29 protein-coding genes are annotated in these 26,079 nt (G+C 57.3%); 15 read left to right on the top strand and 14 right to left on the bottom strand.

Annotated features, from left to right (window positions below):
• The first annotated feature begins 43 nt into the window (after positions 1-43).
• The 8 genes from rbfA to mtr all read left to right on the top strand — a co-directional run bounded on the left by rbfA (position 44) and on the right by mtr (position 8,697).
• A complete protein-coding gene (rbfA, locus tag CWM57_RS17020) occupies positions 44-445 on the top strand; it encodes a 30S ribosome-binding factor RbfA (protein ID WP_002918248.1) in 402 nt (133 codons plus the stop codon).
• Entirely contained in the window at positions 445-1,389 is a 945-nt protein-coding gene (gene truB, locus CWM57_RS17025; protein WP_061153205.1) for a tRNA pseudouridine(55) synthase TruB, read from the top strand. Before rbfA ends, truB begins: the two co-directional genes overlap by 1 nt.
• Before the next feature lie 148 nt (positions 1,390-1,537).
• The gene (gene rpsO / locus CWM57_RS17030) at positions 1,538-1,807 is read left to right on the top strand and encodes a 30S ribosomal protein S15 (protein ID WP_004106090.1); all 270 of its coding nucleotides are present in this window, start codon (positions 1,538-1,540) and stop codon (positions 1,805-1,807) included.
• Positions 1,808-2,049: 242 nt separating this feature from the next.
• Entirely contained in the window at positions 2,050-4,185 is a 2,136-nt protein-coding gene (pnp, locus tag CWM57_RS17040; protein WP_061153206.1) for a polyribonucleotide nucleotidyltransferase, read from the top strand.
• A 109-nt stretch (positions 4,186-4,294) separates the two neighbouring features.
• Positions 4,295-5,179: a lipoprotein NlpI gene (gene nlpI, locus CWM57_RS17045; RefSeq protein ID WP_002918241.1), complete on the top strand. Its 885-nt coding sequence runs from the start codon at positions 4,295-4,297 to the stop codon at positions 5,177-5,179.
• A gap of 104 nt (positions 5,180-5,283) precedes the next feature.
• A complete protein-coding gene (gene yrbN, locus CWM57_RS17050) occupies positions 5,284-5,364 on the top strand; it encodes a protein YrbN (protein WP_085954934.1) in 81 nt (26 codons plus the stop codon).
• A complete protein-coding gene (locus tag CWM57_RS17055; protein WP_074387497.1) occupies positions 5,357-7,309 on the top strand; it encodes a DEAD/DEAH family ATP-dependent RNA helicase in 1,953 nt (650 codons plus the stop codon). The genes yrbN and CWM57_RS17055 overlap by 8 nt, the downstream gene beginning before the upstream one ends.
• A gap of 143 nt (positions 7,310-7,452) precedes the next feature.
• Positions 7,453-8,697 (top strand): tryptophan permease, encoded by a 1,245-nt coding sequence (gene mtr, locus CWM57_RS17060; protein ID WP_074387498.1) that lies wholly within the window; start codon positions 7,453-7,455, stop codon positions 8,695-8,697.
• A gap of 44 nt (positions 8,698-8,741) precedes the next feature.
• Here the strand turns inward: mtr and CWM57_RS17065 are convergent, their stop codons facing one another.
• From CWM57_RS17065 to ubiU, 3 genes are all read right to left on the bottom strand, one after another.
• Positions 8,742-9,749, bottom strand: coding sequence for a luciferase-like monooxygenase (locus CWM57_RS17065; RefSeq protein WP_048268246.1), 1,008 nt, complete (start codon positions 9,747-9,749; stop codon positions 8,742-8,744).
• Positions 9,750-9,892: 143 nt separating this feature from the next.
• Positions 9,893-10,771 (bottom strand): U32 family peptidase, encoded by an 879-nt coding sequence (locus tag CWM57_RS17070; protein ID WP_074387499.1) that lies wholly within the window; start codon positions 10,769-10,771, stop codon positions 9,893-9,895.
• 5 nt (positions 10,772-10,776) lie between these two features.
• A complete protein-coding gene (gene ubiU, locus CWM57_RS17075; RefSeq protein WP_004206164.1) occupies positions 10,777-11,772 on the bottom strand; it encodes a ubiquinone anaerobic biosynthesis protein UbiU in 996 nt (331 codons plus the stop codon).
• Positions 11,773-11,993: 221 nt separating this feature from the next.
• Between ubiU and ubiT the strand changes: the two genes are divergently transcribed.
• Both ubiT and CWM57_RS17085 read left to right on the top strand, forming a co-directional pair.
• Entirely contained in the window at positions 11,994-12,524 is a 531-nt protein-coding gene (gene ubiT, locus CWM57_RS17080) for a ubiquinone anaerobic biosynthesis accessory factor UbiT (RefSeq protein ID WP_100676250.1), read from the top strand.
• The gene (locus CWM57_RS17085; RefSeq protein ID WP_061153211.1) at positions 12,518-13,021 is read left to right on the top strand and encodes a GNAT family N-acetyltransferase; all 504 of its coding nucleotides are present in this window, start codon (positions 12,518-12,520) and stop codon (positions 13,019-13,021) included. Before ubiT ends, CWM57_RS17085 begins: the two co-directional genes overlap by 7 nt.
• On the opposite strand, the gene CWM57_RS17090 is transcribed toward CWM57_RS17085, so the two are convergent.
• Positions 13,008-13,298, bottom strand: a complete 291-nt coding sequence (locus CWM57_RS17090) for a GIY-YIG nuclease family protein (RefSeq protein WP_165784222.1) — start codon at positions 13,296-13,298, stop codon at positions 13,008-13,010. The genes CWM57_RS17085 and CWM57_RS17090 overlap by 14 nt on opposite strands.
• Positions 13,299-13,347: 49 nt before the next feature.
• Between CWM57_RS17090 and CWM57_RS17095 the strand changes: the two genes are divergently transcribed.
• The gene (locus CWM57_RS17095; RefSeq protein WP_008806619.1) at positions 13,348-13,791 is read left to right on the top strand and encodes a YhbP family protein; all 444 of its coding nucleotides are present in this window, start codon (positions 13,348-13,350) and stop codon (positions 13,789-13,791) included.
• Here the strand turns inward: CWM57_RS17095 and CWM57_RS17100 are convergent.
• Positions 13,753-14,289, bottom strand: a complete 537-nt coding sequence (locus CWM57_RS17100) for a type 1 glutamine amidotransferase domain-containing protein (protein ID WP_074387501.1) — start codon at positions 14,287-14,289, stop codon at positions 13,753-13,755. The genes CWM57_RS17095 and CWM57_RS17100 overlap by 39 nt on opposite strands.
• Positions 14,290-14,417: 128 nt before the next feature.
• Between CWM57_RS17100 and CWM57_RS17105 the strand changes: the two genes are divergently transcribed.
• Together CWM57_RS17105 and CWM57_RS17110 are read left to right on the top strand one after the other, a co-directional pair.
• Positions 14,418-15,065, top strand: a complete 648-nt coding sequence (locus CWM57_RS17105) for an NAD(P)H-binding protein (protein ID WP_061153213.1) — start codon at positions 14,418-14,420, stop codon at positions 15,063-15,065.
• A gap of 75 nt (positions 15,066-15,140) precedes the next feature.
• Entirely contained in the window at positions 15,141-16,181 is a 1,041-nt protein-coding gene (locus CWM57_RS17110) for a permease (RefSeq protein WP_061153214.1), read from the top strand.
• A 121-nt stretch (positions 16,182-16,302) separates the two neighbouring features.
• Here CWM57_RS17110 and dolP read toward each other — a convergent pair whose 3' ends face one another.
• From dolP to CWM57_RS17130, 4 genes are read right to left on the bottom strand one after another with little or no spacing between them, the layout of a single operon-like run.
• Positions 16,303-16,878: a division/outer membrane stress-associated lipid-binding lipoprotein gene (dolP, locus tag CWM57_RS17115; protein ID WP_002918214.1), complete on the bottom strand. Its 576-nt coding sequence runs from the start codon at positions 16,876-16,878 to the stop codon at positions 16,303-16,305.
• Positions 16,879-16,887: 9 nt separating this feature from the next.
• The gene (gene diaA, locus CWM57_RS17120) at positions 16,888-17,478 is read right to left on the bottom strand and encodes a DnaA initiator-associating protein DiaA (protein WP_002918211.1); all 591 of its coding nucleotides are present in this window, start codon (positions 17,476-17,478) and stop codon (positions 16,888-16,890) included.
• 25 nt (positions 17,479-17,503) lie between these two features.
• Entirely contained in the window at positions 17,504-17,890 is a 387-nt protein-coding gene (locus CWM57_RS17125) for a YraN family protein (protein WP_074387504.1), read from the bottom strand.
• Entirely contained in the window at positions 17,848-19,956 is a 2,109-nt protein-coding gene (locus tag CWM57_RS17130) for a penicillin-binding protein activator (protein WP_100676251.1), read from the bottom strand. The genes CWM57_RS17125 and CWM57_RS17130 overlap by 43 nt, the downstream gene beginning before the upstream one ends.
• Positions 19,957-20,019: 63 nt before the next feature.
• Between CWM57_RS17130 and rsmI the strand changes: the two genes are divergently transcribed.
• Together rsmI and CWM57_RS17140 are read left to right on the top strand one after the other, a co-directional pair.
• Positions 20,020-20,883, top strand: a complete 864-nt coding sequence (gene rsmI / locus CWM57_RS17135; RefSeq protein ID WP_074387506.1) for a 16S rRNA (cytidine(1402)-2'-O)-methyltransferase — start codon at positions 20,020-20,022, stop codon at positions 20,881-20,883.
• A 114-nt stretch (positions 20,884-20,997) separates the two neighbouring features.
• Positions 20,998-21,888 (top strand): Fic family protein, encoded by an 891-nt coding sequence (locus tag CWM57_RS17140; protein WP_165784223.1) that lies wholly within the window; start codon positions 20,998-21,000, stop codon positions 21,886-21,888.
• 34 nt (positions 21,889-21,922) lie between these two features.
• On the opposite strand, the gene CWM57_RS17145 is transcribed toward CWM57_RS17140, so the two are convergent.
• From CWM57_RS17145 to gatA, 5 genes are all read right to left on the bottom strand, one after another.
• Positions 21,923-22,696: a DeoR/GlpR family DNA-binding transcription regulator gene (locus CWM57_RS17145; protein ID WP_004206153.1), complete on the bottom strand. Its 774-nt coding sequence runs from the start codon at positions 22,694-22,696 to the stop codon at positions 21,923-21,925.
• Between the two features lie 110 nt (positions 22,697-22,806).
• Entirely contained in the window at positions 22,807-23,850 is a 1,044-nt protein-coding gene (gatD, locus tag CWM57_RS17150) for a galactitol-1-phosphate 5-dehydrogenase (protein ID WP_074387508.1), read from the bottom strand.
• Positions 23,851-23,898: 48 nt separating this feature from the next.
• Positions 23,899-25,281: a galactitol-specific PTS transporter subunit IIC gene (locus CWM57_RS17155; RefSeq protein ID WP_008806609.1), complete on the bottom strand. Its 1,383-nt coding sequence runs from the start codon at positions 25,279-25,281 to the stop codon at positions 23,899-23,901.
• Between the two features lie 5 nt (positions 25,282-25,286).
• Positions 25,287-25,571 (bottom strand): PTS galactitol transporter subunit IIB, encoded by a 285-nt coding sequence (gene gatB / locus CWM57_RS17160; protein WP_002918119.1) that lies wholly within the window; start codon positions 25,569-25,571, stop codon positions 25,287-25,289.
• 26 nt (positions 25,572-25,597) lie between these two features.
• A complete protein-coding gene (gene gatA / locus CWM57_RS17165; protein ID WP_004206149.1) occupies positions 25,598-26,065 on the bottom strand; it encodes a PTS galactitol transporter subunit IIA in 468 nt (155 codons plus the stop codon).
• Positions 26,066-26,079: the final 14 nt, after the last annotated feature.

Raw genomic sequence — 26,079 nt, forward strand, 5'->3', positions numbered from 1 at the left:
GGGCTTTTGGCCCCTTTTTTGTCTTTATTCTGGAGAACTTATTATGGCGAAAGAATTTGGTCGCCCGCAGCGTGTGGCCCAGGAGATGCAAAAAGAGATTGCCATCATCCTGCAGCGTGAAATCAAAGATCCGCGTCTGGGCATGATGACCACCGTTTCCGGTGTGGAAATGTCCCGCGACCTGGCCTATGCCAAGGTGTATGTCACCTTTCTGAACGACAAAGATGAAGCCGCGGTAAAAGCGGGCATCAAAGCGCTGCAGGAAGCCTCTGGCTTTATCCGCTCTCTGCTGGGTAAAGCGATGCGTCTGCGCATCGTGCCGGAACTGACTTTCTTCTATGACAACTCACTGGTGGAAGGGATGCGCATGTCCAATCTGGTCACCAGCGTGGTGAAACACGACGATGAGCGTCGTGTGAACCCGGACGACAGCAAGGAGGACTGATGAGTCGTCCTCGTCGTCGCGGCCGCGACGTGCACGGCGTATTGCTGCTGGATAAGCCTCAGGGCGCTTCCAGCAACGATGTGCTGCAGAAAGTAAAACGTATTTATAACGCCAACCGCGCCGGGCACACCGGCGCGCTGGATCCGCTGGCGACCGGTATGCTGCCAGTGTGCCTTGGCGAAGCGACCAAGTTTTCCCAGTATCTGCTGGACTCCGATAAGCGTTATCGCGTGATTGCCAAACTGGGCCAGCGCACGGATACCTCCGATGCCGACGGTCAGGTGGTGGAAGAGCGTCCGCTAACCTTTAGCGACGAACAGCTGGCGGCGGCGCTGGAGAGTTTCCGTGGCGAGACGCAGCAGGTGCCGTCGATGTACTCTGCGCTCAAATATCAGGGCAAGAAGCTGTACGAATATGCTCGCCAGGGTATTGACGTCCCGCGGGAGGCCCGGCCGATTACGGTCTATGAGCTGCTGTTTATTCGCCACGAAGGCGATGAACTGGAGCTGGAGATCCACTGCTCGAAAGGCACCTACATCCGAACGATTATCGATGATTTAGGTGAGAAACTCGGCTGCGGCGCGCACGTGATTTTCCTGCGTCGCCTGGCGGTGAGCAAATACCCGGTTGAGCGGATGGTGACCCTCGAGCAGCTGCAGGCACTGGTCGATCAGGCGGCGGCGCAGGATATCCCTGCCGCGCAACTGCTTGACCCGCTGCTGATGCCGATGGACAGCCCGGCTTCAGACTATCCGCTGGTGACGATTCCGGAGACTTCCGCGGTCTACTTTAAGAACGGCAACCCGGTACGTCAGTCTGGCGCGCCGCTTAGCGGGCTGGTGCGGGTGATGGAAAACGAGTCTGGCAAGTTTCTCGGCATGGGCGAAATTGACGATGAAGGCCGCGTGGCGCCGCGTCGTCTGGTGGTGGAATACCCGGCGTAAGCGCTTTTCTTGCGATAAAAGCCTGCTACGAGTAGAATATCGCCGCTTAACGTCCGCTAAAGTGTTTTAACATTTTCGGGCGTTGCATCAGGGGTCGCTGAATTAGAGATCGGCACCCTTTCTTTCTTTTAATTTTTGGAGTTATAAAATGTCTCTAAGCGTTGAAGCTAAAGCAAAAATCGTTTCTGAGTTTGGTCGTGGCGAAAACGACAGCGGTTCTACCGAAGTTCAGGTTGCACTGCTGACCGCACAGATCAACCACCTGCAGGGCCACTTTGCAGAGCACAAAAAAGATCACCACAGCCGTCGTGGTCTGCTGCGCATGGTTTCTCAGCGTCGTAAACTGCTCGACTACCTGAAACGTAAAGATGTTGCACGTTACTCTTCGCTGATCGAGCGTCTGGGTCTGCGTCGCTAATTCTGCGAGTTTCAGAAAAAGGGGCCTGACGGCCCCTTTTTTCGACCGGGCGGCAGCAATTCATTCAAAACTCATGTATTGTTGCTAGTAATGATCTTCATGCAGAGGTTCGCGCGGCTAATGAGAGGCTTCATCCGCAGGGGCGGGTAAAGGTTGTCATTAGTCGCGAGGATGCAGAGGATCGGGTCAATAGACGCTATGTCGTGGATATGGCGTCATTTATAGATAAAAAGGATAGAATTTTGCTTAATCCGATCGTTCGTAAATTCCAGTACGGCCAGCATACCGTGACCCTGGAAACCGGCATGATGGCGCGCCAGGCAACGGCCGCTGTGATGGTTAGCATGGATGACACTGCGGTATTCGTTACCGTTGTGGGTCAGAAAAAAGCGAAGCCAGGCCAGGACTTTTTCCCGCTGACTGTTAACTACCAGGAGCGTACCTACGCTGCCGGTAAAATCCCGGGTGGTTTCTTCCGTCGTGAAGGCCGTCCAAGCGAAGGTGAAACCCTGATCGCGCGTCTGATTGACCGCCCGGTTCGCCCGCTGTTCCCGGAAGGCTTCGTTAACGAAGTTCAGGTTATCGCCACTGTCGTTTCCGTTAACCCGCAGGTTAACCCGGATATCGTCGCGATGATCGGCGCTTCCGCTGCGCTGTCCCTGTCTGGTATTCCGTTCAATGGCCCAATCGGCGCCGCGCGCGTGGGTTACATCAACGACCAGTACGTACTGAACCCAACCCAGGAAGAACTGAAGTCCAGCAAACTGGACCTGGTGGTTGCCGGTACTGAAGCGGCCGTGCTGATGGTTGAATCCGAAGCTGAACTGCTGAGCGAAGACCAGATGCTGGGCGCAGTGGTCTTTGGTCACGAACAGCAGCAGATTGTTATCCAGACCATCAACGATCTGGTGAAAGAAGCCGGTAAACCGCGTTGGGACTGGCAGCCGGAAGTCGTTGATGCCGCGCTGAACGCGCGCGTGGCTGCACTGGCTGAATCCCGCCTGAGCGATGCTTACCGTATCACCGACAAACAAGAGCGTTACGCTCAGGTTGACGTGATCAAGTCTGAAACCATCGCCACGCTGGTTGCAGAAGATGAAACCCTGGACGCTAACGAACTGGGTGAAATCCTGCACGCTATCGAGAAGAACGTTGTTCGTAGCCGCGTACTGGCAGGCGAGCCGCGTATCGATGGCCGCGAAAAAGACATGATCCGTGGTCTGGACGTTCGTACCGGCGTACTGCCGCGTACTCACGGTTCCGCACTGTTTACCCGTGGCGAAACGCAGGCGCTGGTTACTGCTACCCTGGGTACCGCACGCGATGCGCAGAACATCGACGAACTGATGGGCGAGCGCACGGACTCTTTCCTGTTCCACTACAACTTCCCTCCGTACTCCGTAGGCGAAACTGGCATGGTGGGTTCTCCGAAGCGTCGTGAAATCGGTCACGGTCGTCTGGCTAAGCGCGGCGTACTGGCCGTGATGCCGACTATCGACGAATTCCCGTACACTGTTCGCGTGGTGTCTGAAATCACCGAATCCAACGGTTCTTCTTCCATGGCTTCCGTCTGTGGCGCCTCTCTGGCGCTGATGGACGCGGGTGTACCGGTGAAAGCCGCCGTTGCGGGTATCGCAATGGGCCTGGTGAAAGAAGGCGACAACTTCGTTGTTCTGTCTGACATCCTGGGTGACGAAGACCACCTTGGCGATATGGACTTCAAAGTAGCGGGTTCCCGCGACGGTATCTCTGCGCTGCAGATGGATATCAAAATTGAAGGTATCACCAAAGAAATCATGCAGGTTGCTCTGAACCAGGCTAAAGGTGCGCGTCTGCACATCCTGGGCGTGATGGAACAGGCGATTAACGCGCCGCGCGGCGACATCTCTGAATTCGCACCGCGTATCCACACCATCAAGATCAACCCGGACAAGATCAAAGACGTTATCGGTAAAGGCGGTTCTGTTATCCGTGCCCTGACCGAAGAAACCGGCACCACCATCGAAATCGAAGATGACGGTACCGTGAAGATCGCAGCGACCGACGGCGACAAAGCGCAGCACGCTATCCGTCGTATCGAAGAGATCACTGCTGAGATCGAAGTTGGCCGTATCTACAATGGTAAAGTGACCCGTATCGTTGACTTTGGCGCGTTCGTTGCCATCGGCGGCGGTAAAGAAGGTCTGGTTCACATCTCACAAATCGCTGACAAGCGTGTTGAGAAAGTGACTGACTATCTGCAGATGGGTCAGGAAGTACCGGTTAAGGTTCTGGAAGTTGACCGCCAGGGCCGTGTCCGTCTGAGCATCAAAGAAGCAACTGAACAGACTCCGTCTGCCGCAGCGCCGGAAGCTCCGGTCGCCGAGCAGGGCGAGTAAAGGTTGCCGTTAGCCCTCCGCTTTTGCGGAGGGCGTTTTACGGGCAGGACGCCTCGTTTGCAGCCGGGGAACAGGACGTTCATCCAATCGTTGTCTTCGGGAGTGGGAAATGAAGCCTTTTTTGCGCTGGTGTTTCGTGGCGACAGCTCTCACGCTGGCAGGATGCAGTAGCACCGCCTGGCGTAAGGACGCCGTCCTCGCAGTACCATTGCAACCGACTTTACAGCAAGAAGTGATTCTGGCACGCATGGAACAAATTCTTGCCAGTCGGGCTTTATCCGATGACGAACGCGCACAGCTTTTATATGAGCGCGGAGTGTTGTATGATAGTCTCGGTCTGAGGGCATTAGCGCGAAATGATTTTTCACAAGCGCTGGCAATCCGACCCGATATGCCTGAAGTATTCAATTACTTAGGCATTTACTTAACGCAGGCAGGCAATTTTGATGCTGCCTATGAAGCGTTTGATTCTGTACTTGAGCTTGATCCAACTTACAACTACGCGCACTTGAACCGAGGTATCGCCCTGTATTACGGCGGCCGGGCTAAGTTAGCGCAAGATGATCTGCTGGCGTTTTATCAAGACGATCCCAATGATCCTTTCCGTAGCCTGTGGCTTTACATCGCCGAGCGTAAACTCGACGAGAAGCGGGCGCTTGAAGCACTCAGAGAGCGCTTAAACAAGTCGGACAAAGAGCAATGGGGATGGAACATTGTCGAGTTCTACCTTGGCGACATTAGCGAAAAAGAGCTGATGACTCGTCTGAAGGCAGACGCAACGGATAACACCTCGCTCGCTGAGCATCTCAGTGAAACCAACTTCTATTTAGGTAAGTACTACCTAAGTCTGGGGGACAAGGACAGCGCTACGGCACTGTTCAAACTGGCGGTCGCCAACAACGTACATAACTACGTTGAGCACCGATACGCATTGTTGGAATTATCGCTCTTGGGCCAGGAGCAAGATGACCTGGCAGAATCGGACCAGCAATAGCTGACGAACACATCAGCCCATAGTTTTTTGCTTGCCATCACCTTTGCGGGTGAGGGCGTTGTTGTTCGTTAATACACCTACTTTGAGCCGGTTCACACTTTTCAATGAAAATTACCGAAAATTTTCACGATGAGTTATGTAGACTGGCCGCCATTAATTTTGAGGCACACGTACTACATGGCTGAATTCGAAACCACTTTTGCAGATCTGGGCCTGAAGGCTCCCATCCTTGAAGCGCTTAACGATCTGGGTTACGAAAAACCATCTCCGATCCAGGCTGAGTGCATTCCGCATCTGCTGGACGGCCGCGACGTTCTGGGTATGGCCCAGACCGGTAGCGGTAAAACCGCAGCGTTCTCTTTACCGCTGCTGAACAACATTGATCCTGAGCTGAGAGCACCACAGATTCTGGTGCTGGCGCCGACCCGCGAACTAGCGGTACAGGTTGCCGAAGCAATGACGGAATTCTCTAAACATATGCGCGGCGTAAACGTGGTTGCCCTGTACGGCGGCCAGCGTTATGACGTGCAGCTGCGCGCCCTGCGTCAGGGTCCGCAGATCGTTGTCGGTACCCCGGGTCGTCTGCTGGACCACCTGAAGCGCGGCACGCTGGATCTCTCTAAACTGAGCGGTCTGGTACTGGACGAAGCCGATGAAATGCTGCGCATGGGCTTTATCGAAGACGTAGAAACGATTATGGCGCAGATCCCGGAAGGCCATCAGACCGCGCTGTTCTCTGCCACCATGCCGGAAGCGATTCGTCGCATTACCCGCCGCTTTATGAAAGAGCCGCAGGAAGTGCGCATTCAGTCCAGCGTCACCACGCGCCCGGATATCAGCCAGAGCTACTGGACGGCCTACGGCATGCGTAAAAACGAAGCGCTGGTGCGCTTCCTGGAAGCGGAAGATTTTGATGCGGCGATTATCTTCGTGCGTACCAAAAACGCGACCCTGGAAGTGGCTGAAGCGCTGGAGCGTAGCGGCTATAACAGCGCCGCGCTGAACGGCGATATGAACCAGGCGCTGCGTGAGCAGACGCTGGAGCGTCTGAAAGACGGTCGTCTGGACATTCTGATCGCGACCGACGTTGCGGCCCGTGGTCTGGACGTTGAGCGTATCAGCCTGGTTGTTAACTATGACATCCCGATGGATTCCGAGTCTTACGTTCACCGTATCGGCCGTACCGGTCGTGCGGGTCGTGCTGGCCGCGCCCTTCTGTTCGTTGAGAACCGCGAGCGTCGCCTGCTGCGTAACATCGAACGTACGATGAAGCTGACTATTCCTGAAGTAGAACTGCCGAACGCAGAACTGCTGGGTAAACGTCGCCTGGAAAAATTCGCGGCTAAAGTTCAGCAGCAGCTGGAAAGCAGCGATCTGGACCAGTACCGTGCGCTGCTGTCGCAAATCCAGCCGACGGCGGAAGGCGAAGAGCTGGACGTGGAAACGCTGGCTGCTGCGCTGCTGAAAATGGCCCAGGGCGAACGTTCTCTGATCGTTCCGCCGGACGCGCCGATGCGTCCTAAGCGCGAGTTCCGCGATCGTGACGATCGTTTCGAACGTCGCGGCGACCGCAATGACCGTGGTCCGCGTGGCGATCGTGAAGATCGTCCGAAGCGTGAGCGTCGTGAAGTTGGTGATATGGAGCTGTACCGCATTGAAGTGGGCCGTGATGACGGCGTTGAAGTTCGTCATATCGTTGGCGCGATCGCTAACGAAGGCGACATCAGCAGCCGTTACATTGGTAACATCAAGCTGTTCGGTTCTCACTCCACCATCGAACTGCCGAAAGGTATGCCGGGCGAAGTACTGCAGCACTTTACTCGCACCCGCATCCTGAACAAACCGATGAACATGCAGCTGCTGGGTGATGCTCAGCCGCGTCCAGACCGTGGCGGTGAACGCCGTGGCGGTGGTGAGCGTCGTGAAGGCGGTCGTAGTTTCGGCGGTGAGCGTCGTGAAGGCGGCCGTAGCTTCGGTGGCGAGCGTCGTGAAGGCGGTCGTGGTGATGGTCGTCGTTTCAGCGGCGAGCGTCGTGACGGTGGTAACCGCGCACCGCGCCGCGATGATGCTGGTGCTGCTCCGCGTCGTGATGACTCCGCCGGTCGTCGTCGTTTCGGTGGCGATGCGTAATTAGCACAACACGCTAGCGTAAAGTAAATAATACAGCCCCGATCGTCATGATTGGGGCTTTTTTTATTCCTTTTGTACTCGTGTACTGGTACAGTGCGTCGCACCCATCGTGGGAAAGTTTTTTTGACTGGAGAATTCGGCAAATGGCGACACTAACCACTACGACCACCCGACCGTCTTTATTTGGCGGCGTGGTGATTATCGGCGGCACAATTATCGGTGCGGGCATGTTCTCGCTGCCGGTGGTGATGTCCGGCGCGTGGTTCTTCTGGTCGCTGGCGGCGCTGGTTTTCACCTGGTTCTGCATGTTGCACTCCGGTCTGATGATCCTTGAAGCCAACCTCAACTACCGGATTGGCTCCAGCTTCGACACCATCACCAAAGACCTGCTCGGCAAAGGCTGGAACCTGGTGAACGGCGTGTCGATCGCCTTTGTGCTGTATATCCTGACCTACGCCTATATTTCGGCGAGCGGTTCGATCCTGCACCACACCTTCAGTGAAATGTCGCTGAACGTACCGGCGCGCGCGGCAGGCTTCGGCTTTGCGCTGCTGGTGGCGTTTATTGTCTGGATGAGCACCAAAGCGGTGAGCCGCATGACGGCTATCGTGCTCGGCGCCAAGGTCATCACCTTCTTCCTGACCTTCGGCAGCCTGCTGGGACACGTCGAACCGACGACGCTGTTTAACGTCGCGGAGAAGAATGCCTCCTATGCGCCCTACCTGCTGATGACGCTGCCGTTCTGCCTGGCCTCGTTTGGCTATCACGGTAACGTGCCGAGCCTGATGAAATATTATGGTAAGGATCCGCGCACCATTACCCGCTGCCTGGTTTACGGTACGCTGCTGGCGCTGGTTCTGTACGTGGTCTGGCTGCTGGTGACGATGGGCAATATTCCCCGTCCGCAGTTTATCGATATCGCGCAGAAGGGCGGTAACATTGATGTGCTGGTGCAGGCCCTGAGTGGTGTGCTGAATAACCGCGGTCTGGATCTGCTGCTGGTGGTGTTCTCCAACTTTGCCGTCGCCAGTTCGTTCCTCGGCGTCACGTTGGGTCTGTTTGACTATCTGGCGGATCTGTTTGGCTTCGACGATAGCGCGATGGGGCGCTTTAAAACCGCGCTGCTGACCTTTATCCCGCCGATGATTGGCGGGCTGGTGAAGCCTGACGGCTTCCTGTATGCCATCGGCTATGCTGGCCTGGCGGCGACGGTATGGGCGGCCATTGTGCCGGCGCTGCTGGCCCGCGCTTCGCGTAAACGCTTCGGCAGCCCACAGTTCCGCGTATGGGGCGGAAAAGCGATGATTGTGCTGATCCTGCTCTTTGGTCTCGGCAACGCGGTGGTGCACTTCCTGTCGAGCTTTAACTTGCTGCCGGTTTATCAGTAAGGTTAATGCCCGGTGGCATGACATCCACCGGGCTGACGTTAGTGTTACCCCAACAGCTCCTCTTTCACCTGCATCGCTAAATCAAACGAATGCAGGCGCGCCTGATGGTCGAAGATCTGGCCATTGACCATGATTTCGTCCGCCTCGGTTTCGCGCAGAATCGACTCTAAACCATGACGAACCTTAGCCTTATCGCCGACCAGCGACATGCTTAACGCCTGCTGCACGCCATACTGCTCAGACGCTGACCACAGCTGATGCATATTTTCCACCGGCGGCGGCAGTTGTCCGGTTTCTCCGCGACGCAGCTTCACAAACGCCTGCTGCATGGAAGTGAAGAGAAACTCCGCATCGCGGTTGCTGTCGGCGGCGATGATATTGATACACACCATCGCGTACGGTTTTTCCAGCCGCGCCGAAGGTTTGAAATTGCTGCGATACAGATGCAGCGCCTGGAACAGCATGTCCGGCGCGAAGTGTGAGGCGAAAGCAAACGGCAGGCCGAGCTGCGCCGCCAGCTGGGCGCTGTACAGGCTTGAGCCCAGCAGCCACACCGGAATTCGTTCGCCATAGCCGGGAACCGGACGCACGTGCGGGTTCGGATCGCGGGCGTCAAACCAGTCCACCAGTTCCGCCACGTCTCGGGGGAAGTTATCGACATCGCCGCTCATATGGCGGCGCAGGGCGCGCATGGTCGGCTGATCGCTACCTGGCGCGCGGCCAAGCCCGAGATCGATACGCCCGGGATAAAGGGTATTCAGGGTGCCGAACTGTTCGGCGATCACCAGCGGTGAGTGGTTGGGCAGCATCACCCCGCCGGAACCGAGATGCAGAGTGGTGGTATTGGCGGCGAGATAGCCTATCAGCACCGAGGTCGCCGCGCTGGCAATGCCGACCATATTATGGTGCTCCGCCAGCCAGTAGCGGTGATAGCCGCGCGATTCGGCCAGCCTGGCGAGATCCAGAGAGTGGGTAAAGGCTTCTTTGGCAGAAGATCCTTGCGGGATCGGCGCCAGGTCGAGCACCGAGAACGGAACAGATTTGTCAGTCATAAAGGCTCACTTTGCTACAGCATCGTCATCAGATTGAAGGTCTTCTTCCAGCCTGGCGCATCCTTGACGCGCCAGCCAGAAAAGCTGCATCTTTAATAATGCATTAAAATCTGAGCACTGTTGTTAACAAAGTGAGCGGTTTATCAGGCCTCAAGCACCAGCCCGGGCAGCCGTTTCCAGTAGCCGTTACAATCACTATTGCTGGTAAGATCCAGTGGTGCAGCGCCGTTTTCGTTAGCGCGGAAGGCCTCGAGCATGGCGAAGGTCTCGTTGCCCATCGGCGACAGGCGCACCATATCCACCAGGCCGTGCATGGACGTCAGCTCATTGCCCAGGTTATAGACGTAGCCGCTCATGGTCTGGATACCGTTGAGCACGAACACCTGCTGGTTCTCCTGCGACAGCATGCTGCGCCCGGTCGGGTACTTGATGCAGCAGGTTTCGCATTCGTCCTTTGGCCGGTCTTCCGAGCGAGCGGTAAAGCAGCGCGCGGAATAGGCCAGCGGCAGATGGCCGTAGCTCAGCACTTCCACTTCAAACTGGTTGCGAATACCCAGCTCTTCGCACTGGGTCAGTAAATTAGCCAGCCAGTCGCGGGAAAGCTCCACCGGCATGCACCAGCGCGTCATGCCCTGTTTGAGCAGCAGGCGCAGAGTGACGGCGTTGTAGCAGTTCAGCGCATGACCGGCGACGAACGGCAGCTTGCGTTCGGCACAGAGGTTCACCACGCCAAGGTCGCTGGCCTCAATCAGGAACTCGCCGTTATCGACATAGCGCTTCAGTTCGCCCAGTTCGGAGGAGGCCTGCACCAGCGCGAGGGTAGACAGCACCACCTGTTTGCCGCTGCCGGCCAGCGCTTTTGCCATCTCGATCCAGTCGCCAACTTTGGTGGCGCGGCGTTTGCTGCACACGGCTTCGCCGAGATAAATGGTGTCGGCGCAACTGTTTGCCGCCTGCTGGTAAAAATCTTCCAGCGTTTCTTTTGGCCAGTAGTACAGCACCGGCCCTAATGAATATTTCATGTTTCTCACTGCCATTTACGGTGATAGGCGCCAAGGGTGGTTTGTGTCCCTTCAGACATCGAACCAAGGGTTTCCATCCAGGCGGATTGCGGCACAAAATTCTGCGGATCGGCTTTGCAGCGGTCGATCGCCTGGCGCCAGACTTTCGCCACCTGGGTGACGTACGCCGGGCTGCGCTGACGGCCTTCGATTTTCACCGAGGCGATATTGGCGGCCATCAATTCCGGCAACAGCTCCAGGGTGTTGAGGCTGGTGGGTTCCTCCAGCGCATGGTAGCGCTCGCCATCGACCAGGTAGCGGCCTTTGCACAGCGTCGGATAACCGGCGTTTTCGCCATCCTGATAGCGGTCGATCAGCACCTCATTAAGGCGCGATTCCAGCCCCTGCGGCGTTTGTTGCCAACGCACGAAGCGGGCAGGCGAACAGGCGCCGACGGTATTCGGCGATTCGCCGGTCAGGTAAGAAGAGAGATAGCAGCGGCCTTCCGCCATGATGCACAGGCTGCCGAAGGCGAAGACTTCCAGCGGCACCGGCGTGGCGCGGGCCAATTGTTTTACCTGGTGAATAGATAACACTCGTGGCAGTACGACACGCGCCACGTCAAAGTTGCGATGATAGAAGCGAATGGCCTCTTCATTGGTGGCGGAAGCCTGCACCGAAACGTGGCGCTCAATGTGTGGATAACGCTCCGCGGCGTACTCCAGCATGGCAATATCGGCCAGGATGAGCGCATCGGCGCCCAGTTGTGCGGCCATGTCCACTGCGCGCTGCCAGCGGGCGTAGCCGTCGGGATGGGCGAAGGTGTTGATCGCAATATGCAGCTTACGACGGTGCTGATGCACAAAGCTGACGGCTTCCTGCAGTTTTTTTTCGGTGAAATTAAGGCCGGCAAAGTGGCGGGCGTTGGTGTCATCTTTCAGCCCGATATAGACGGCATCGGCGCCGTTTTCGATGGCCGCCTTAAGCGCCGGAAGGTTACCGGCTGGGCAGAGCAGCTCCATAATTTTTCCTGAAAAATGCGGCCCGTCAGGGACGCTGAATGGTTAACGAGCAGGGATTTTAGTTAACCTTCTGGTGACAATTTTTGATTTGAGGCAGTTAAAAGTGTATTGGTGGCGCCAATAACTGGCGGCCGTCATCGCGTTTTTGTTGATTTACGCCGCTATGTTGTTTATGTGATATGGCACAATAGCGGAACAATTGCATTCATGGAGTAAAGCTTGTGTTGGATAAACTGCGTTCCCGGCTGGTCCACTTTGGCCCGTCTTTACTGAGCGTGCCGGTTAAGCTGGCGCCTTTTGCCCTCAAGCGCCAGGTGCTGGAGCAGGTGCTAAGCTGGCAGTTCCATCAGGCGCTGGCAGAGGGAGAACTGGAGTTTCTCGAGGGGCGCTGGTTAAGTATTCATGTGCGTGACATCGGTCTGCTGTGGTATACCTCGGTAGTCGATGGTCGCCTGGTGGTCAGCCAACAGGCCGACGCCGACGCCGACGTCAGCTTCAGCGCCGATGCCAGCGATCTGTTAATGATTGCCGCGCGCAAGCAGGATCCGGATACGCTATTCTTCCAGCGTCGTCTGGTGATTGAAGGCGATACGGAGCTGGGGTTGTACGTAAAAAATTTGATGGACGCCATTGAGCTCGAGCAGATGCCAAAAGCGCTGCGCGTGATGTTGCTGCAACTGGCGGATTTTGTCGAAGCTGGACTGAAGAGCCCGCAGAAACCTGAACAGACATCGGTAGGTGAGGCATGCTGATTCGAGTGGAGATTGGGATTGATGCACCGGGAATCGACGCGCTGCTGCGTCGTACCTTCGGCCGCGATGCCGAAGCGCAGCTGGTGCACGATCTGCGTGAAGATGGACTGATCACGCTGGGGGTAGTGGCAACGGATGATGAAGGCCAGGTGATCGGCTACGTTGCCTTCAGCCCGGTTGCGGTGGAAGGTGAAGAGCTGCAGTGGGTCGGTCTGGCGCCGCTGGCGGTGGATGAACACTATCGCGGACAGGGCATCGGCCGGCAACTGGTCTATGAAGGGCTGGATTCGCTCAATGAGTTTGGCTATGCCGCGGTGGTGACGCTGGGCGACCCGAATTTATACCGTCGCTTCGGTTTTGAGCCGGCCGCGCGCTTCGATCTCCGCTGCCGCTGGCCGGACAGCGCGGAGGCGTTCCAGGTTCACCGTCTGGCGGATGACGCTCTCGAAGGCGTCCATGGCCAGGTAGAATACAGCGACCATTTTAATCGTCTTTGAGCCTCGCCAGCAGGGTTTCGAAGGCATCCTCTCCGGCAACGAGGCGCTCTTTTTCGCGCTTCGTTAGCTGCTTAACGCGGTATTCCAGTCGCAACGCAAGTGAGTGTTCACCAACCTCGTGGCTAAAGGCCAGCAGCAGGTCGCCTTTACCGCGCAACGCCTTCGCGCCTTTTCCCGCCTGATGCTGGCGAAAGCGGCGCGGCACATCGGTGGTGATGCCGGTATAAAGGCGATTATCCGCGGTTCGAATGAGATACAGAAACCAGCACACGGTCACAAAGTCGCTATGGTAAGGTGTGTGCACCATAGCATAATGGAGAAGAAAGATGGAAACCCTTGCTGCCATTGGTCGCTGGCTGAGTAAACAGCACGTCGTCACCTGGTGCGTCTCCCGCGACGACGAGCTGTGGTGTGCGAATGCCTTTTACGTCTATGACCCGGATACCGTGGCCTTTTATCTGCTCAGCGATGAGCACACCCGCCACGGTCAGATGACCGGTGAACGGGCGAAAGTGGCCGGTACGGTCAATGGCCAGCCAAAAACCGTGGCCCTGATCCGCGGCGTGCAGTTCAAAGGCGAGATCCGTCGTCTGAGCGGTGACGAAGAGGCGCGGATGCGCCAGCGCTACGTCAAGCGCTTTCCGGTGGCCCGCATGTTGTCGGCGCCGGTATGGGAGATTCGTCCGGACGAAATCAAGTTTACCGATAACACGCTGGGCTTCGGGAAAAAGTTACACTGGCGGCGTGATGCCGGCGCCGAGCAGGCGTAGCGCTTCGCGATTGAAGGCCGGCAGATCGTCCGGCGTTCTGCTGGTGACCAGCTGTTCGTTATCGACCACCACCTCCTGGTCGTAAAACTCGCCCCCGGCGTTTTTCACATCCACCACGATAGGCTTCACTGCCGTGAGCTTACGCCCGCGGACCACATCGGCGCTGATCAGCAGCTGTGGGCCGTGGCAGATGGCGAAGACCGGCTTCCCGCCGTTGACGAAATCGCGGGTAAAGGTGACGAAGCGTTCATCCCCGCGCAGCTGATCAGGGGAATAGCCCCCGGGCAGCAGCAAGGCATCAAATTCGCCCGGTGTGACGTCATCGATGGCTCTGTCGATGGCGATCTCCGCTTCTCCCTGTTTCCCCTTCACCGTCTTGCCAGCCTGCTTTTCGATCGTGACGACCTGATGCCCGGCGAGCTTGAACGCATCGGCGGGAGAGGTAAATTCAGAATCTTCAAAGTCGTCGGTAATGAGCACGGCTATCTTTTTACTCATGCTTCCTCCGCTATCTGGATGGTCAATGAGGTAATTCCATGATGATGGTGGATACTTACCTTGTAAGGTATTAAGCCTGGAACATGAGCCCGAAAGTGCAAGGCGGAGAATTCTGTAAAGGAGAATCAATGAGTCAGGTATTATTAACCGGTGCGACCGGGTTAGTTGGCGGTCACTTACTCCGGCTGCTGCAGAATGAGCCGAGCATCAGCGCCATCGCCGCCCCGACGCGTCGCCCGCTGGCGCCGGCGGAAGGGGTGTTCAATCCCCACGATCCCCAGTTGACCGATGCTCTGGCGCAGGTGGTCGACCCGGTCGATATCGTCTTCTGTTGCCTGGGGACGACGCGTCGGGAAGCGGGAAGCAAAGAGGCCTTTGTCCATGCTGATTACACGCTGGTTATCGATACGGCACTGGCCGGAAAACGGCTTGGCGCGCAGCATATGCTGGTGGTCAGCGCGATGGGCGCCAATGCCCACTCGCCGTTTTTCTACAATCGGGTGAAGGGGGAAATGGAGGCGGCGTTGATCGAACAGGCCTGGCCGCGGCTGACCATTGCCCGGCCGTCGATGCTGTCAGGCGAGCGGGAAAAGAAGCGGGCCAATGAGACTTTCCTCGAACCGCTGTTCCGGCTGCTGCCGGGAAACTGGAAGGCGATTCCGGCGCGTGACGTGGCGATTGCCCTGCTGGCGGAGGCGCTGTCGCCCACCCAGGAAGGCGTGCAAATTCTGACGTCATCCCAACTGCGGGAGCGCGCCGCGCAGCAGGCTGAATAGCGTTTTGCAAACGCAAACATCCGGCGTACTATTCACGGCTTCAATTCATATCCACATTTCTTGCTGGGGAATGCTATGACTGGTCAGTCTTCATCTCAGGCGGCGTCACCGTTTCAATGGTGGAAACCCGCGCTTTTCTTTCTCGTCGTGATTGTCGGCCTGTGGTTTGTCAAATGGCAGCCCTATTACGGGAAAGCCTTCACCGCCGCGGAAACCCACAGTATCGGTAAATCCATTCTGGCCCAGGCCGACGCTAACCCGTTGAAAGCCGCGTGGGACTACGCGATAGTTTACTTCCTTGCCGTCTGGAAAGCGGCAGTGCTCGGCGTGCTGCTCGGGTCGCTGATTCAGGTGCTGATCCCGCGCGACTGGCTGCTGCGCACCCTGGGACAATCGCGTTTTCAGGGCACGCTTCTGGGGGCGATTTTCTCGTTGCCCGGCATGATGTGCACCTGCTGCGCCGCGCCGGTCGCGGCCGGCATGCGCAAACAGCAGGTGTCGATGGGCGGGGCGCTGGCGTTCTGGATGGGTAACCCGCTGCTCAACCCGGCGACGCTGGTGTTTATGGGCTTTGTCCTGGGCTGGCAGTTTGCGCTGGTTCGCCTGGTCGCTGGCCTGGCGACGGTGCTGATTGTCGCGACCCTGGTGCAGAAATGGGTGAAAGAGGCGGCGACGCAGCCGGTAGCAGTGCCTGCTGCACCGTCTGAAGCGGCCAGAGACAGCTTCTTTAGCCGCTGGCTGCGGGCGCTGTGGACGCTGTTCTGGAATACGATCCCGGTTTATATCCTTGCGGTACTGGTGCTGGGAGCGGCGCGCGTCTGGCTGTTCCCGCACGCCGATGGCGCGGTGGATAACACGTTATTCTGGGTCATCGCGATGGCGATAGCCGGCTGCCTGTTTGTGATCCCTACCGCGGCGGAAATTCCGATTGTGCAGACGATGATGCTGGCTGGCATGGGGACGGCGCCAGCGCTGGCGCTGCTCATCACTCTGCCGGCGGTGAGCGTGCCGTCGCTGATTATGCTGCGCAAAGCCTTCCCGGCCAAAGCGCTGTGGCTGACGGGCGGACTGGTGGCGCTGTGCGGGGCGATTGTCGGTGCGCTGGCGCTGGTGTAGTTTGCCGTAAACGTACGGATAGCCGGATTGGGTTCCGGGCGGCGGCTACGCCTTACCCGGCACCCAACGCATAGGGGACGGTAGCCCGGCTAAGCGCAGCGCCAGCCGGGAGACTGCAGCTTTATTTGATGTAGGTGAAGGCGGTGGTCACGCGGGACACACCGCTCACCCGGCTGGCAATATCCGCGGCCGCCCGGCCTTCACGATCGGTCACCAGCCCCATCAGGAAGACTTCACTGTTTTCCGTGGTCACCTTCACGTTCGAGGATTTGACCTGATCGGTGCTCAGCAGCTGCGAACGCACCTTGGTGGTAATCCAGGTATCAGACGAGGCGGTCCCTAAACCAATCGGCTGGCCCTGGCGCACTTCATTAAACACTTCCGTGGTCCCTTCTACGCCCATGGCGATTTGCTTGGCGCGGGCAGAGAGATCCGGCGTTGGCGACTGGCCGGTCAGCAGGACTTTGCCCTGATAAGCCGTGACGTTGATGCGGGCCTGTTTTTTAATCTGTTCATCTTTCGACAAGGCGCTATTGACGCGCAGTTCCAGGGTGCTGTCATCGACCTGGGTTCCCACCGTACGCGGGTCCGTTGCGGCTTTGGTGCCGACAGCTGCCGTTCCGACTACCGCGGCGGCAACACAGCCCTGCAGCAGTAGCGCAGAAAGCAGGATGGCGAGGGGCGAGAGAGCCTTCATGTGTTCTCCTTAATCGTCCTGGTGTGGAAAAAGGGTGTTATCTATCAAATCGCACAGACAGTTGACGGTCAGCATATGCATCTCCTGAATACGCGCGCTGCGATGCGAGGGGATGCGGATTTCGACATCCTGCTGACCTAAGAGGCCAGCCAGCTCACCGCCGTCATAGCCGGTTAACGCGACGATAGTCATGTCGCGGGTCACGGCGGCTTCCACCGCCTTGACGATATCCCGGCTGTTACCGCGCGTAGAGATCGCCAGCAGCACATCGCCGGCGTGTCCCAGGGCGCGCACCTGCTTGGCGTAGATTTCGTCATGCAGGCGATCGTTGGCGATCGCGGTTAAGACCACATTATCGGTATTTAGTGCAATGGCGGGTAAACCAGGGCGTTCCGTTTCAAAACGATTAATCATGCTGGCAGCAAAATGCTGTGCGTTGGCGGCGGAGGTGCCATTACCACAACAGAGGATTTTGTTGCCGTTGAGCAGGGACTGCACGAGCGTCATCGCCGCCCGGGAAATCGCGTCCGGGAGTGCTTCTGCTGCGGCAATTTGGGTTTGAATGCTTTCGGTAAAGCAGGCTTTGATTCTGTCGAGCACGGGATCCCTTACTTCTGGTATTACGCTATTCGCCAAAGGCGTTTTTTAGCCATTGGATGTCGTTTCCGGTGAAGGCTACCACATCGAAACGGCAATCCACAGTCTCAAAGCTCCCATTCTGTCGGCAGAGCCACAAACGGGCGGCTTTAAGCAGTCGTTGTTGTTTTTGCGGGGTGACGCTGGCTGCCGCGTCACCGTACTGGGCGCTCCGGCGGTAGCGCACCTCGACAAAAACGGTGACGGTGCCGTCGCGCATGATGAGGTCAATTTCGCCGCCACGCTCGCGGGCATTGGCGGCGATAAAACGCAGGCCCTGGCCTTCCAGCCAGCGGCGAGCCTGGTTTTCCCAGGCATCGCCAGTCTGTTTGCTTAGCTGGCCGGAACGATTTTTCCCTGCTGGTATTTGAGCCATGACAGTTTCCTGTTAATCACACAATCCTGGGTGGCCGTCAGATCGCCGGTATTCCCGTTCAGCTCGAAGCCCGGCGTTTGGCGCATTTGCGTGAAGTGGTTCGCCAGTGACCAGGCGTCAGCGCCCATGGCATACAGGCGCGCCAGCGAGTAGTCATTACGTACAGCGGACAGCGCCTGCTGCATCAGCGCCGGGTTGCTGCCGGCCAGCATCGGGATTTCACTATACTGCAGGCCTTCCATCTCCAGACGGAAATCCGGCCCTGCGGTGCCCTGAGCGCTGCGTGAGCTGGCGTACAGGGTGACATTGTTTTGACTACCGTTGCGCATAGCGATCATGGGTTTGATATAGGCAATCTGTTCCGGGGTGGCGAGGATATAGGCGGCGTCTACGCTGCCGCCGCTGCTCACCGGCATCTCATCCGCACCGCCGAGGGAACTGTTCTGGGCCGAAGGCAGGGTGGAGACCGGCGTGCCGCTCAGCGCAATGCCCCCTCCGCCGTTGACGCCGGCGCGCAGCTCAGCCGTGGAGCCAAAGCGCTGCTGCAGGACGCTGGCGCCGCCCAGCTTCAGCCATTCGTCGGCAAAAGCGCTAACCACGCGATCGCCCAGCGCACCGCGCGGAACCAGCAGCAGCGGCGTCTGTTTGCCCTGTTGGTGGATATGTCGGGCGGCGTCACGCGCTTCGTCTTCCGGAGAAAGGGCGAAATAGCAGATGTTAGCGCGGCTTTCGACTTTTTCCGGCTGGTTGAGGGCCAGCACGTTGAGCGGCGTGTTGCTCTTAATCACATCATCCACGTTCTCTTTCAGCAGCGGTCCGACGACTAAAGTGGCGCCGTCCTGCTGAGCCTGGGCAAGCAACTGACTGATGGGCTGGCTGGTGGTGTCGTAAATTTTTAGTTCCGCAGAGGGGTTGGCGGCGGTGGCGACCACGGGTTGAGGCTGCGCGGTCGGGGCGGTGACCGGCTGGGTGGCCGGGGAAGCGGTGGTCTGCGGCGTAGCGGCCGCTGCCGGCGCCTGGGCTGCAGGTTCCGCGGCAGGCGCCGCCTGGTCTTGTGCCGGCGCCTGCACCGGTTCAGCGCGGCTTCCGGTGGCGGTAAGATCGCTGATTTCTGCCTGCGACGGACTCACCACATCATCATTCCCGGAGACATTCGCCGCCTGGGCAACCTGCGCGGGAACGGCGCTACCCGTCACCGACGGCGCACCATTTTTGGCGGCTTCAAAGCCCTGCTGGATAGTGCGGCCGAAGATCGACGCCTGGCCGTTCAGCGGCAGAAAAAGCGCAATCTTGTTGGTGGACGCGGGCTTATAGTTTTGCATGTTCACCAGCGCCGTCGGCAGCATTTTGGCGCCCGGGTTTTGCGGGTAGCGCGTCTGCCAGTCTTTAACGCCCGCCTTCAGCAGCGTCGGATCGTTGCGATTGTCAAACCACATCCGCTGCAGATCCAGCCAGCCCTGGAGGGTATTTTCATCGGCATTGATCACCAGCGCATTGGCCTGATCCTGGGTCATCGTGGTTAACGCTTGCCAGGTCGCGTCAATGTTTTGCTGGCGTTGTTTGGCATCGCTCAGCAGCGGCTGCTGGGCAATTAACGCACGCAGTAACGTAACTGATGGCTTACCCTGGCTGGCATCAATTTGTGCCTGCCAGTAGCGCGCCTGCTGGGGTTGATCCAGGCTTGCCGGGTCGAGTTTTGCCAGCAGAGTACGAGCGCTCTGGTCGTCGTTTTGCGCCAGCTTCACTTCCACCGCCAGCAGCGACTGTTCGCGGGCCTGGGTGCTGTTCAGGTTCGACGGCAACTGGTTGTACAGGTCGATGGCCTGTTGTTTCTTCCCTTCCTGCAGCAGTGCACGAATGGCGAGTAATTGCCAGTTGGTCTTGCTATCATTCGTGCTTTGCTGCATCTGCTGTAGGTAGAAACTGGAGTTGGCCTGCGATGTACCCTGCATAAACGCCGTGCTTTGATCCTGCGTGTGGGTGCCGCAGCCAGCAAAAAGAAGCGTCGCCAGCAATACAGGCAGACAGCGCGCGGGCTTAGAACGAAGAAATGTTGACGGTACCATAAGTGTCCAGTGATATTTTTTTGGCTCAATGCTCAATATTAAATCGGCAATACGGACGAGACAATGAAACAACACGAATCAGCGGATAATTCTCAGGGGCAGCTCTATATTGTGCCCACTCCGATAGGGAATCTGTCTGATATCACGCAGCGCGCACTGGAAGTGTTGCAAGCTGTTGATTTAATTGCTGCGGAAGATACCCGCCACACCGGTTTGCTGCTGCAACATTTTGCGATTAACGCCCGCTTATTTGCGCTTCACGACCATAACGAGCAGCAAAAGGCGGAAACACTTCTTGCTAAACTGAAGGCAGGCCAAAACATTGCGCTGGTCTCCGATGCCGGCACGCCGCTGATTAATGACCCTGGCTACCATCTGGTGCGCACCTGCCGCGAAGCGAATATTCGCGTCGTACCGCTGCCGGGCCCCTGCGCGGCCATCGCCGCCCTGAGCGCTGCCGGTCTGCCTTCCGACCGTTTCTGCTATGAAGGCTTCCTGCCGGCGAAATCGAAAGGCCGCCGCGATACCCTGAAGGCGCTGGAAGAAGAGCCGCGCACTATTATCTTCTATGAGTCGACGCACCGCCTGGTGGAGAGTCTGGAAGATATCTGCGCAGTACTGGGGGAATCCCGCTACGTGGTGCTGGCCCGCGAGCTGACCAAAACCTGGGAATCGATCCACGGCGCGCCGATCGGCGAGCTGGTGGCGTGGGTGAAGGAAGACGAAAACCGTCGTAAAGGTGAGATGGTACTGATCGTCGAAGGTTTCAAGGCCCAGGAAGAGGCACTGCCGGCGGCCGCGCTGCGTACCCTGGCGCTGCTGCAGGCAGAGCTGCCGCTGAAGAAAGCCGCCGCGCTGGCCGCGGAGATCCACGGCGTAAAGAAAAATGCGTTGTATAAGTACGCCCTGGAGCAGCAGGGGGAGTAAGCGATGAGCCGTTACCAACCGCCGTTTAGCATCACACCCACGGTTCTCAACCTTGTCGTTGAGATTGGGGAATTGCTTGGGCATTGGTCGGCGAAACGTGGACAAACATCGCCGTTGCTGCGTAAAGAAAACCGCATTCGTACTATTCAGGCGTCACTCGCGATTGAACATAATAGCCTGAGCATGGAACAGGTAACGGCGCTGCTGGAAGGCAAACGGGTTCTCGCGCCGGCTAAGGATATTCAGGAAGTGAGAAATGCCATTCGTGCTTATGAATTAATGCCCGGATGGCATGCGGCAAATATTAGCGATCTTCTGACGGCGCATAAAACGCTGATGACAGGGCTGGTTGATCGTCCCGGCGCTTTACGTGGCGGAAACGTCGGCATTTATCGCGGTACGCAGGTGGTACACATGGCTCCGCCTGCTGCCCAGGTCCCAAGATTGATCGCTGATTTACTCAGCTGGCTGGAACACACCGAGCTTCATCCTTTGATTGCCAGTTCAGTTTTCCACTATGAGTTTGAGTTCATTCACCCTTTCGCTGATGGCAATGGTCGGATGGGGCGTTTGTGGCAGACGTTGATTCTAAGCCAGTGGCGTCAGGAATTGGCCTGGCTGCCCGTTGAAACGCTGATCCACCATCAGCAAGAACGCTATTACGACATTTTAGGTGTTTGTGACAAAACCAGTGATTGCACGCTATTCGTGACCTGGATGTTGCAAAATATCCTGGCGACGCTGAAAGAAGGTCTGGAGACTTCATGCGTCGTGTCGGAAGAAATGTCGGAAGAAATGTCGGAAGAAATCGACGTTAAAGTAGCCCCACCGGAAAACGCAATTTTGCGTTTGCTAACCGGAAACCCGGAATTGACAGCGAGAGCGCTGGCGGAGATCTTGGGGATATCAGCACGTACGGTTGAGCGCCATCTGCAAGGGCTACAGGCGAAAGGGAGATTGATTCGCATAGGCGCTAAAAAAGGTGGAAGCTGGCTGGTTAAGTAGAACCAGCCGCCATGATGTTCCACTCAGCGTGCAATCACACTATCTTCAGTTCCACCTTTTTGCTGCTTAACGCTGCACGGTCATTTTCGCTAATGCCGTCATCGGTGATTACGCAGTCTATCTTTTCCATCGGCAGTACCTGGTTAAAGCCCCGGCGATTAAATTTACTGGCGTCGAGCACGGCGATAACCTGATGTGCGGCGGCGGCCATCACGCTGCTGATGGAGTAGCCTTCATTAAAGGTGGTGATGCCGTTGGTGGCGTCGATACCGTCGGCGCCGACAAACATCAAATCGGCGCAAATTCCCTGCAGCGAACGTTCGGCAATTGTGCCGTGCATCGAATGCGTTTTGTGCCGCACGGTACCGCCGCATACCACCAGGGTGATGTCTTTATTTTCCGCCAGGGTAAACGCGGCGGGCAGGCTGTTGGTGATGACGGTGATATTGGTCATCCGCACCAGCGCCTCGGCAATCAGCAGGGTTGTGCTGCCGCTATCGAGGATCACCGTCATACCTTCACGGATCATTGCCGCGGCGGCCTGGGCGATGCGCTTTTTGGGATCGCTGGCAAGCTGATAACGATCTTCCAGTACCACTTCCTGATTTTCGGCGTCGGTCAGGTCGCTGCCCGCACGGGCGGCGCCGCCGTGAAAACGGGTTAACAGCCCTTTCTCTTCCAGTAAGCGGAGATCGGCGCGAATCGTTACCTCAGAGATGCCAAAGAGATTCGAAAGGTCTAGAACCAATACGCTGCCCTGCGTATTCACCATATCGACGATTTTGTTCCTTCGTTCAAATGAGTTCATCTTGATTTGCCTGATAATTAACTCATCTCAGTGTAATCGAAGGATAACGAAAGTTGAACGATAATTTTCGAAAGGTGGCATGAGCCAGCCCTCAGGGCTGGCTCATGCAGTCAGGAGAGTTTGAGCAGGATTTTACCCTGCATCGGTGCGCCGTTTAGCGCCTGGACTTCACGCGCAAAGCTCTCCACGTCACCGCGGTGGGCTATTAGCGGTGCCAGCTGCAGGCGTTTTTCTGTCAGCAGGCGGGTGGCCGTTTGCCACTCTTCTCCCGGCCATGGACCAGAGTAATTCATCCAGCTACCGACAATATTCAACTCTTTACGCAGGATCTGCCCGAAGGTGGCGGCCGGGAGGGTTAAATCGTGATGGAGCGTGCCGACCAGCGCCAGCTGCGCCCGCGGCCCGGCGGCTTCAATCGCTAATGCGACGGTCTGCGGCGTACCGGCGGTCTCGAGGACTAACTGGTCGAACTGAATGGCTTCCAGCGCCTGCTGAATCGCCTGGCCGCTCATCTCGCGGCTGTTGAACACACGGGTTGCGCCAAGGGTTTTGGCCAGTTCCAGTTTCTGCGGATTGATATCGATCGCCGTGACGCTGTTGGCGCCCAGTTCGCGGGCGCACTGTAATGCCAGCAGGCCAATGGTGCCCGCACCGATAATAATCACGTTTTTACCTTCGCAACCCTGCGCCAGGTGGAAGGCGTGGAGGCCAACGGTTATCGGCTCAATAAACGCGCCGTCATCAATCGGCATCTGATCCGGCAGGCGGAACAGGTTGGCGCGCTTCACCACCACATATTCGGCGTTGCCACCTTCGCTGCGTGAGCCGACGAACTGATACTGTTTACATAAAGAGAAATACTCGCGCTGGCACTGCGGGCACTGAAAGCAGGGCAGCAGTGGCACGCAGGCGACGGCATCGCCGGGCTGCAGATCGGTTACCGCCGCGCCGTAGGATTCCACATAGCCGCTGAATTCGTGCCCCAGCGTAATAGGGTAGTAATGCGCACCTTTGGCGAAAATGCGCGGGATGTCGGAGCCGCATAATCCGGAACTGACCACTTTGACCAGGACATCGTTTTCCGTTTGCAGCGTAGGGATAGGGCGTTCTTCAACGCAGACGTTCCCCTCAGCATGGATTACCACTGATTTCATAACATTCTCCAGCTATAAGATTCAGGGGAGCGACCGCTCCCCTTTAGATCAAGACATGCCTGTACTTTGTTGTGGGGCAGCGCTTTTTTCTGCTTTTTCCACCGCGATGAAGCGACGGGCACGACGCCAGGTCAGCAGAACGCCAGTCAGATAGATAATGCCGATGACCGCGAAGCCCACCACATTCTGCCAGGTAAAAAGCTGGATCAGCAGCCAGGTAATCGGTGAACCGCCCTGGTCCATTGAGGCCACCATACCGCCGGCTTTCAGGGCCCCGGCGTTTGCCGCCAGCTGGGTGTGCAGGCCTATGGTCTGGGTGGCGATCCATAGGGTGATACCCATAATGATGACCCCGGAAATCAATGTGCGGAATAGGTTCCCTTGATGTACCGCGACTGCCATCGCCACGAAGAAGCCGATGGTGGCCAGGTCGCCAAATGGCAGGACCTGGTTGCCAGGAACCACGACGGCGATAAGAATGGTCAGCGGGATGAAGATCAGGCTGGCGGAGACCACCGAGGTATGACCGAGTAGCAGCGCCGGGTCGAGACCAATCAGGAACTCCTGGCCGCCGAATTTGGCCTGCAGACGTTTACGCGCCTGTTTGGCTATCGGCGTGAGGCCATCCATAATCGGTTTGATCACCCGTGGCATCAGCAGCATCACCGCTGCGGTTTTCACCGCCAGCTGGAGAATGCTCTTCAGGTCGTAACCCGCCAGCGCGCCAATCACAAGGCCCATGACGAAGCCAACGGTAACCGGTTCACCGAAGGGACCGAAGCGTTTCTGGATATCATCGGCGCTAAAGTGAATACGGTTAAGACCGGGGATCTTGTCGATGATGGTATCGACAAGCACGGCAACCGGCCCTAAATACGCCGAACTGCCGTGCGGGATCGCAATACCCTCGAGGCCAAAGAAATCGCGGGTATCTTTGGCAAACCAGTCGCCCAGCTTATACACAAAGGCGGCATGCACTACCACGCCGAGAATACCTATCCAGTACGATCCGGTAGCGATATGCAGCATCGCGCCGGTAAAGGTCATATGCCAGATGTTCCAGATATCGACATTCACTACGCGGGTCATACGGGTAACCAGCATCACGATATTAACCACGATGGCCACCGGGATCGCCACCAGGGCGATTTGCGACGCCCAGGTCATCGGTGATGAACCCGGCCAACCGATATCGATCACGTGAAGATTAATCTGGAAATGCTCCGCCATCGCCTTTGCCGCCGGGCCGATGGAGTCGAGCATCAGGCCAATGACCAGCCCGATACCGACGAAACCGATCCCGATATGCAGACCAGATTTGAAACAATCCCCGAGCTTCATCCCCAGTAACTTGGAGAAAATAATGATCACGATCGGCAGCATCACCGTCGGACCGAGATCGAGGATATAACGCATGATTTCGCTAAACATGGCGTTTACTCCGCGAGGATGCCGAGGATTTTCTGTTGTAAGGCTTCAATGCCGACGCCCGAAACGAACGGCATGCCGTGCACCACCGGAATGTCGCCAAAGGTTCGCTCCACGCGCGCGGTGGTGCAGATAAGATCCGCCCCGTCCATGTAGGTTTCGATTTCATTGACCCGGCACTGCACCAAATCCAGTTCAATATTGTGGTCTGCACACAGCTCTTTAATCTCTTCAGCCGCCATCGTGGAGGTGGCGACGGCACCGCCACAGGCGACGATAACTTTACGTTTCATAGGGTACCCCTTTTATTATCAGTATCTTATGAAGCCACGGCGTTAAGCTCGGGCTCAAGGATAAATTGCTGGAACCGCACCGGCAGCTGATCGTCGGAAGCGGCGAGCAGTGCCTCCAGTGTGTGCGGATTTTGTAGCTCACTAAATAACCGGCGCAGTAGCTTCAGCTGTGCCGCCGGGTTTTCAACAATCAGCGCGATGATGAGCGAAACGTCGATTTCGCCGTCGTCGTCAGCGCGCTGAAAAGGGACCGGCATGTCCGGACGTATCAGGTAAATGGCCGGCGATTTCGCGTGGACCGCTTCGCAGTGCGGGATAGCGACAGCGTGTTGTTCCAGGGCGATGCCGGTGGGAAAAGTCGCTTCGCGTTCGAGCAGGGCGGCGGGATAGCTGTCGTGTACGACGCCTCGCGCCAGCATTTCTGCGCCAATGTGTTCCAGTGCCTGCTGGCTGGAACTGAAATGAATGCCGGTACGAACAAACAGTTGACTCATATATCCTCTTAACT

This window comes from Klebsiella sp. G-Nf4, from assembly GCF_002810615.1.
In the GTDB taxonomy this organism is placed as follows: Bacteria; Pseudomonadota; Gammaproteobacteria; order Enterobacterales; family Enterobacteriaceae; genus Klebsiella; species Klebsiella variicola.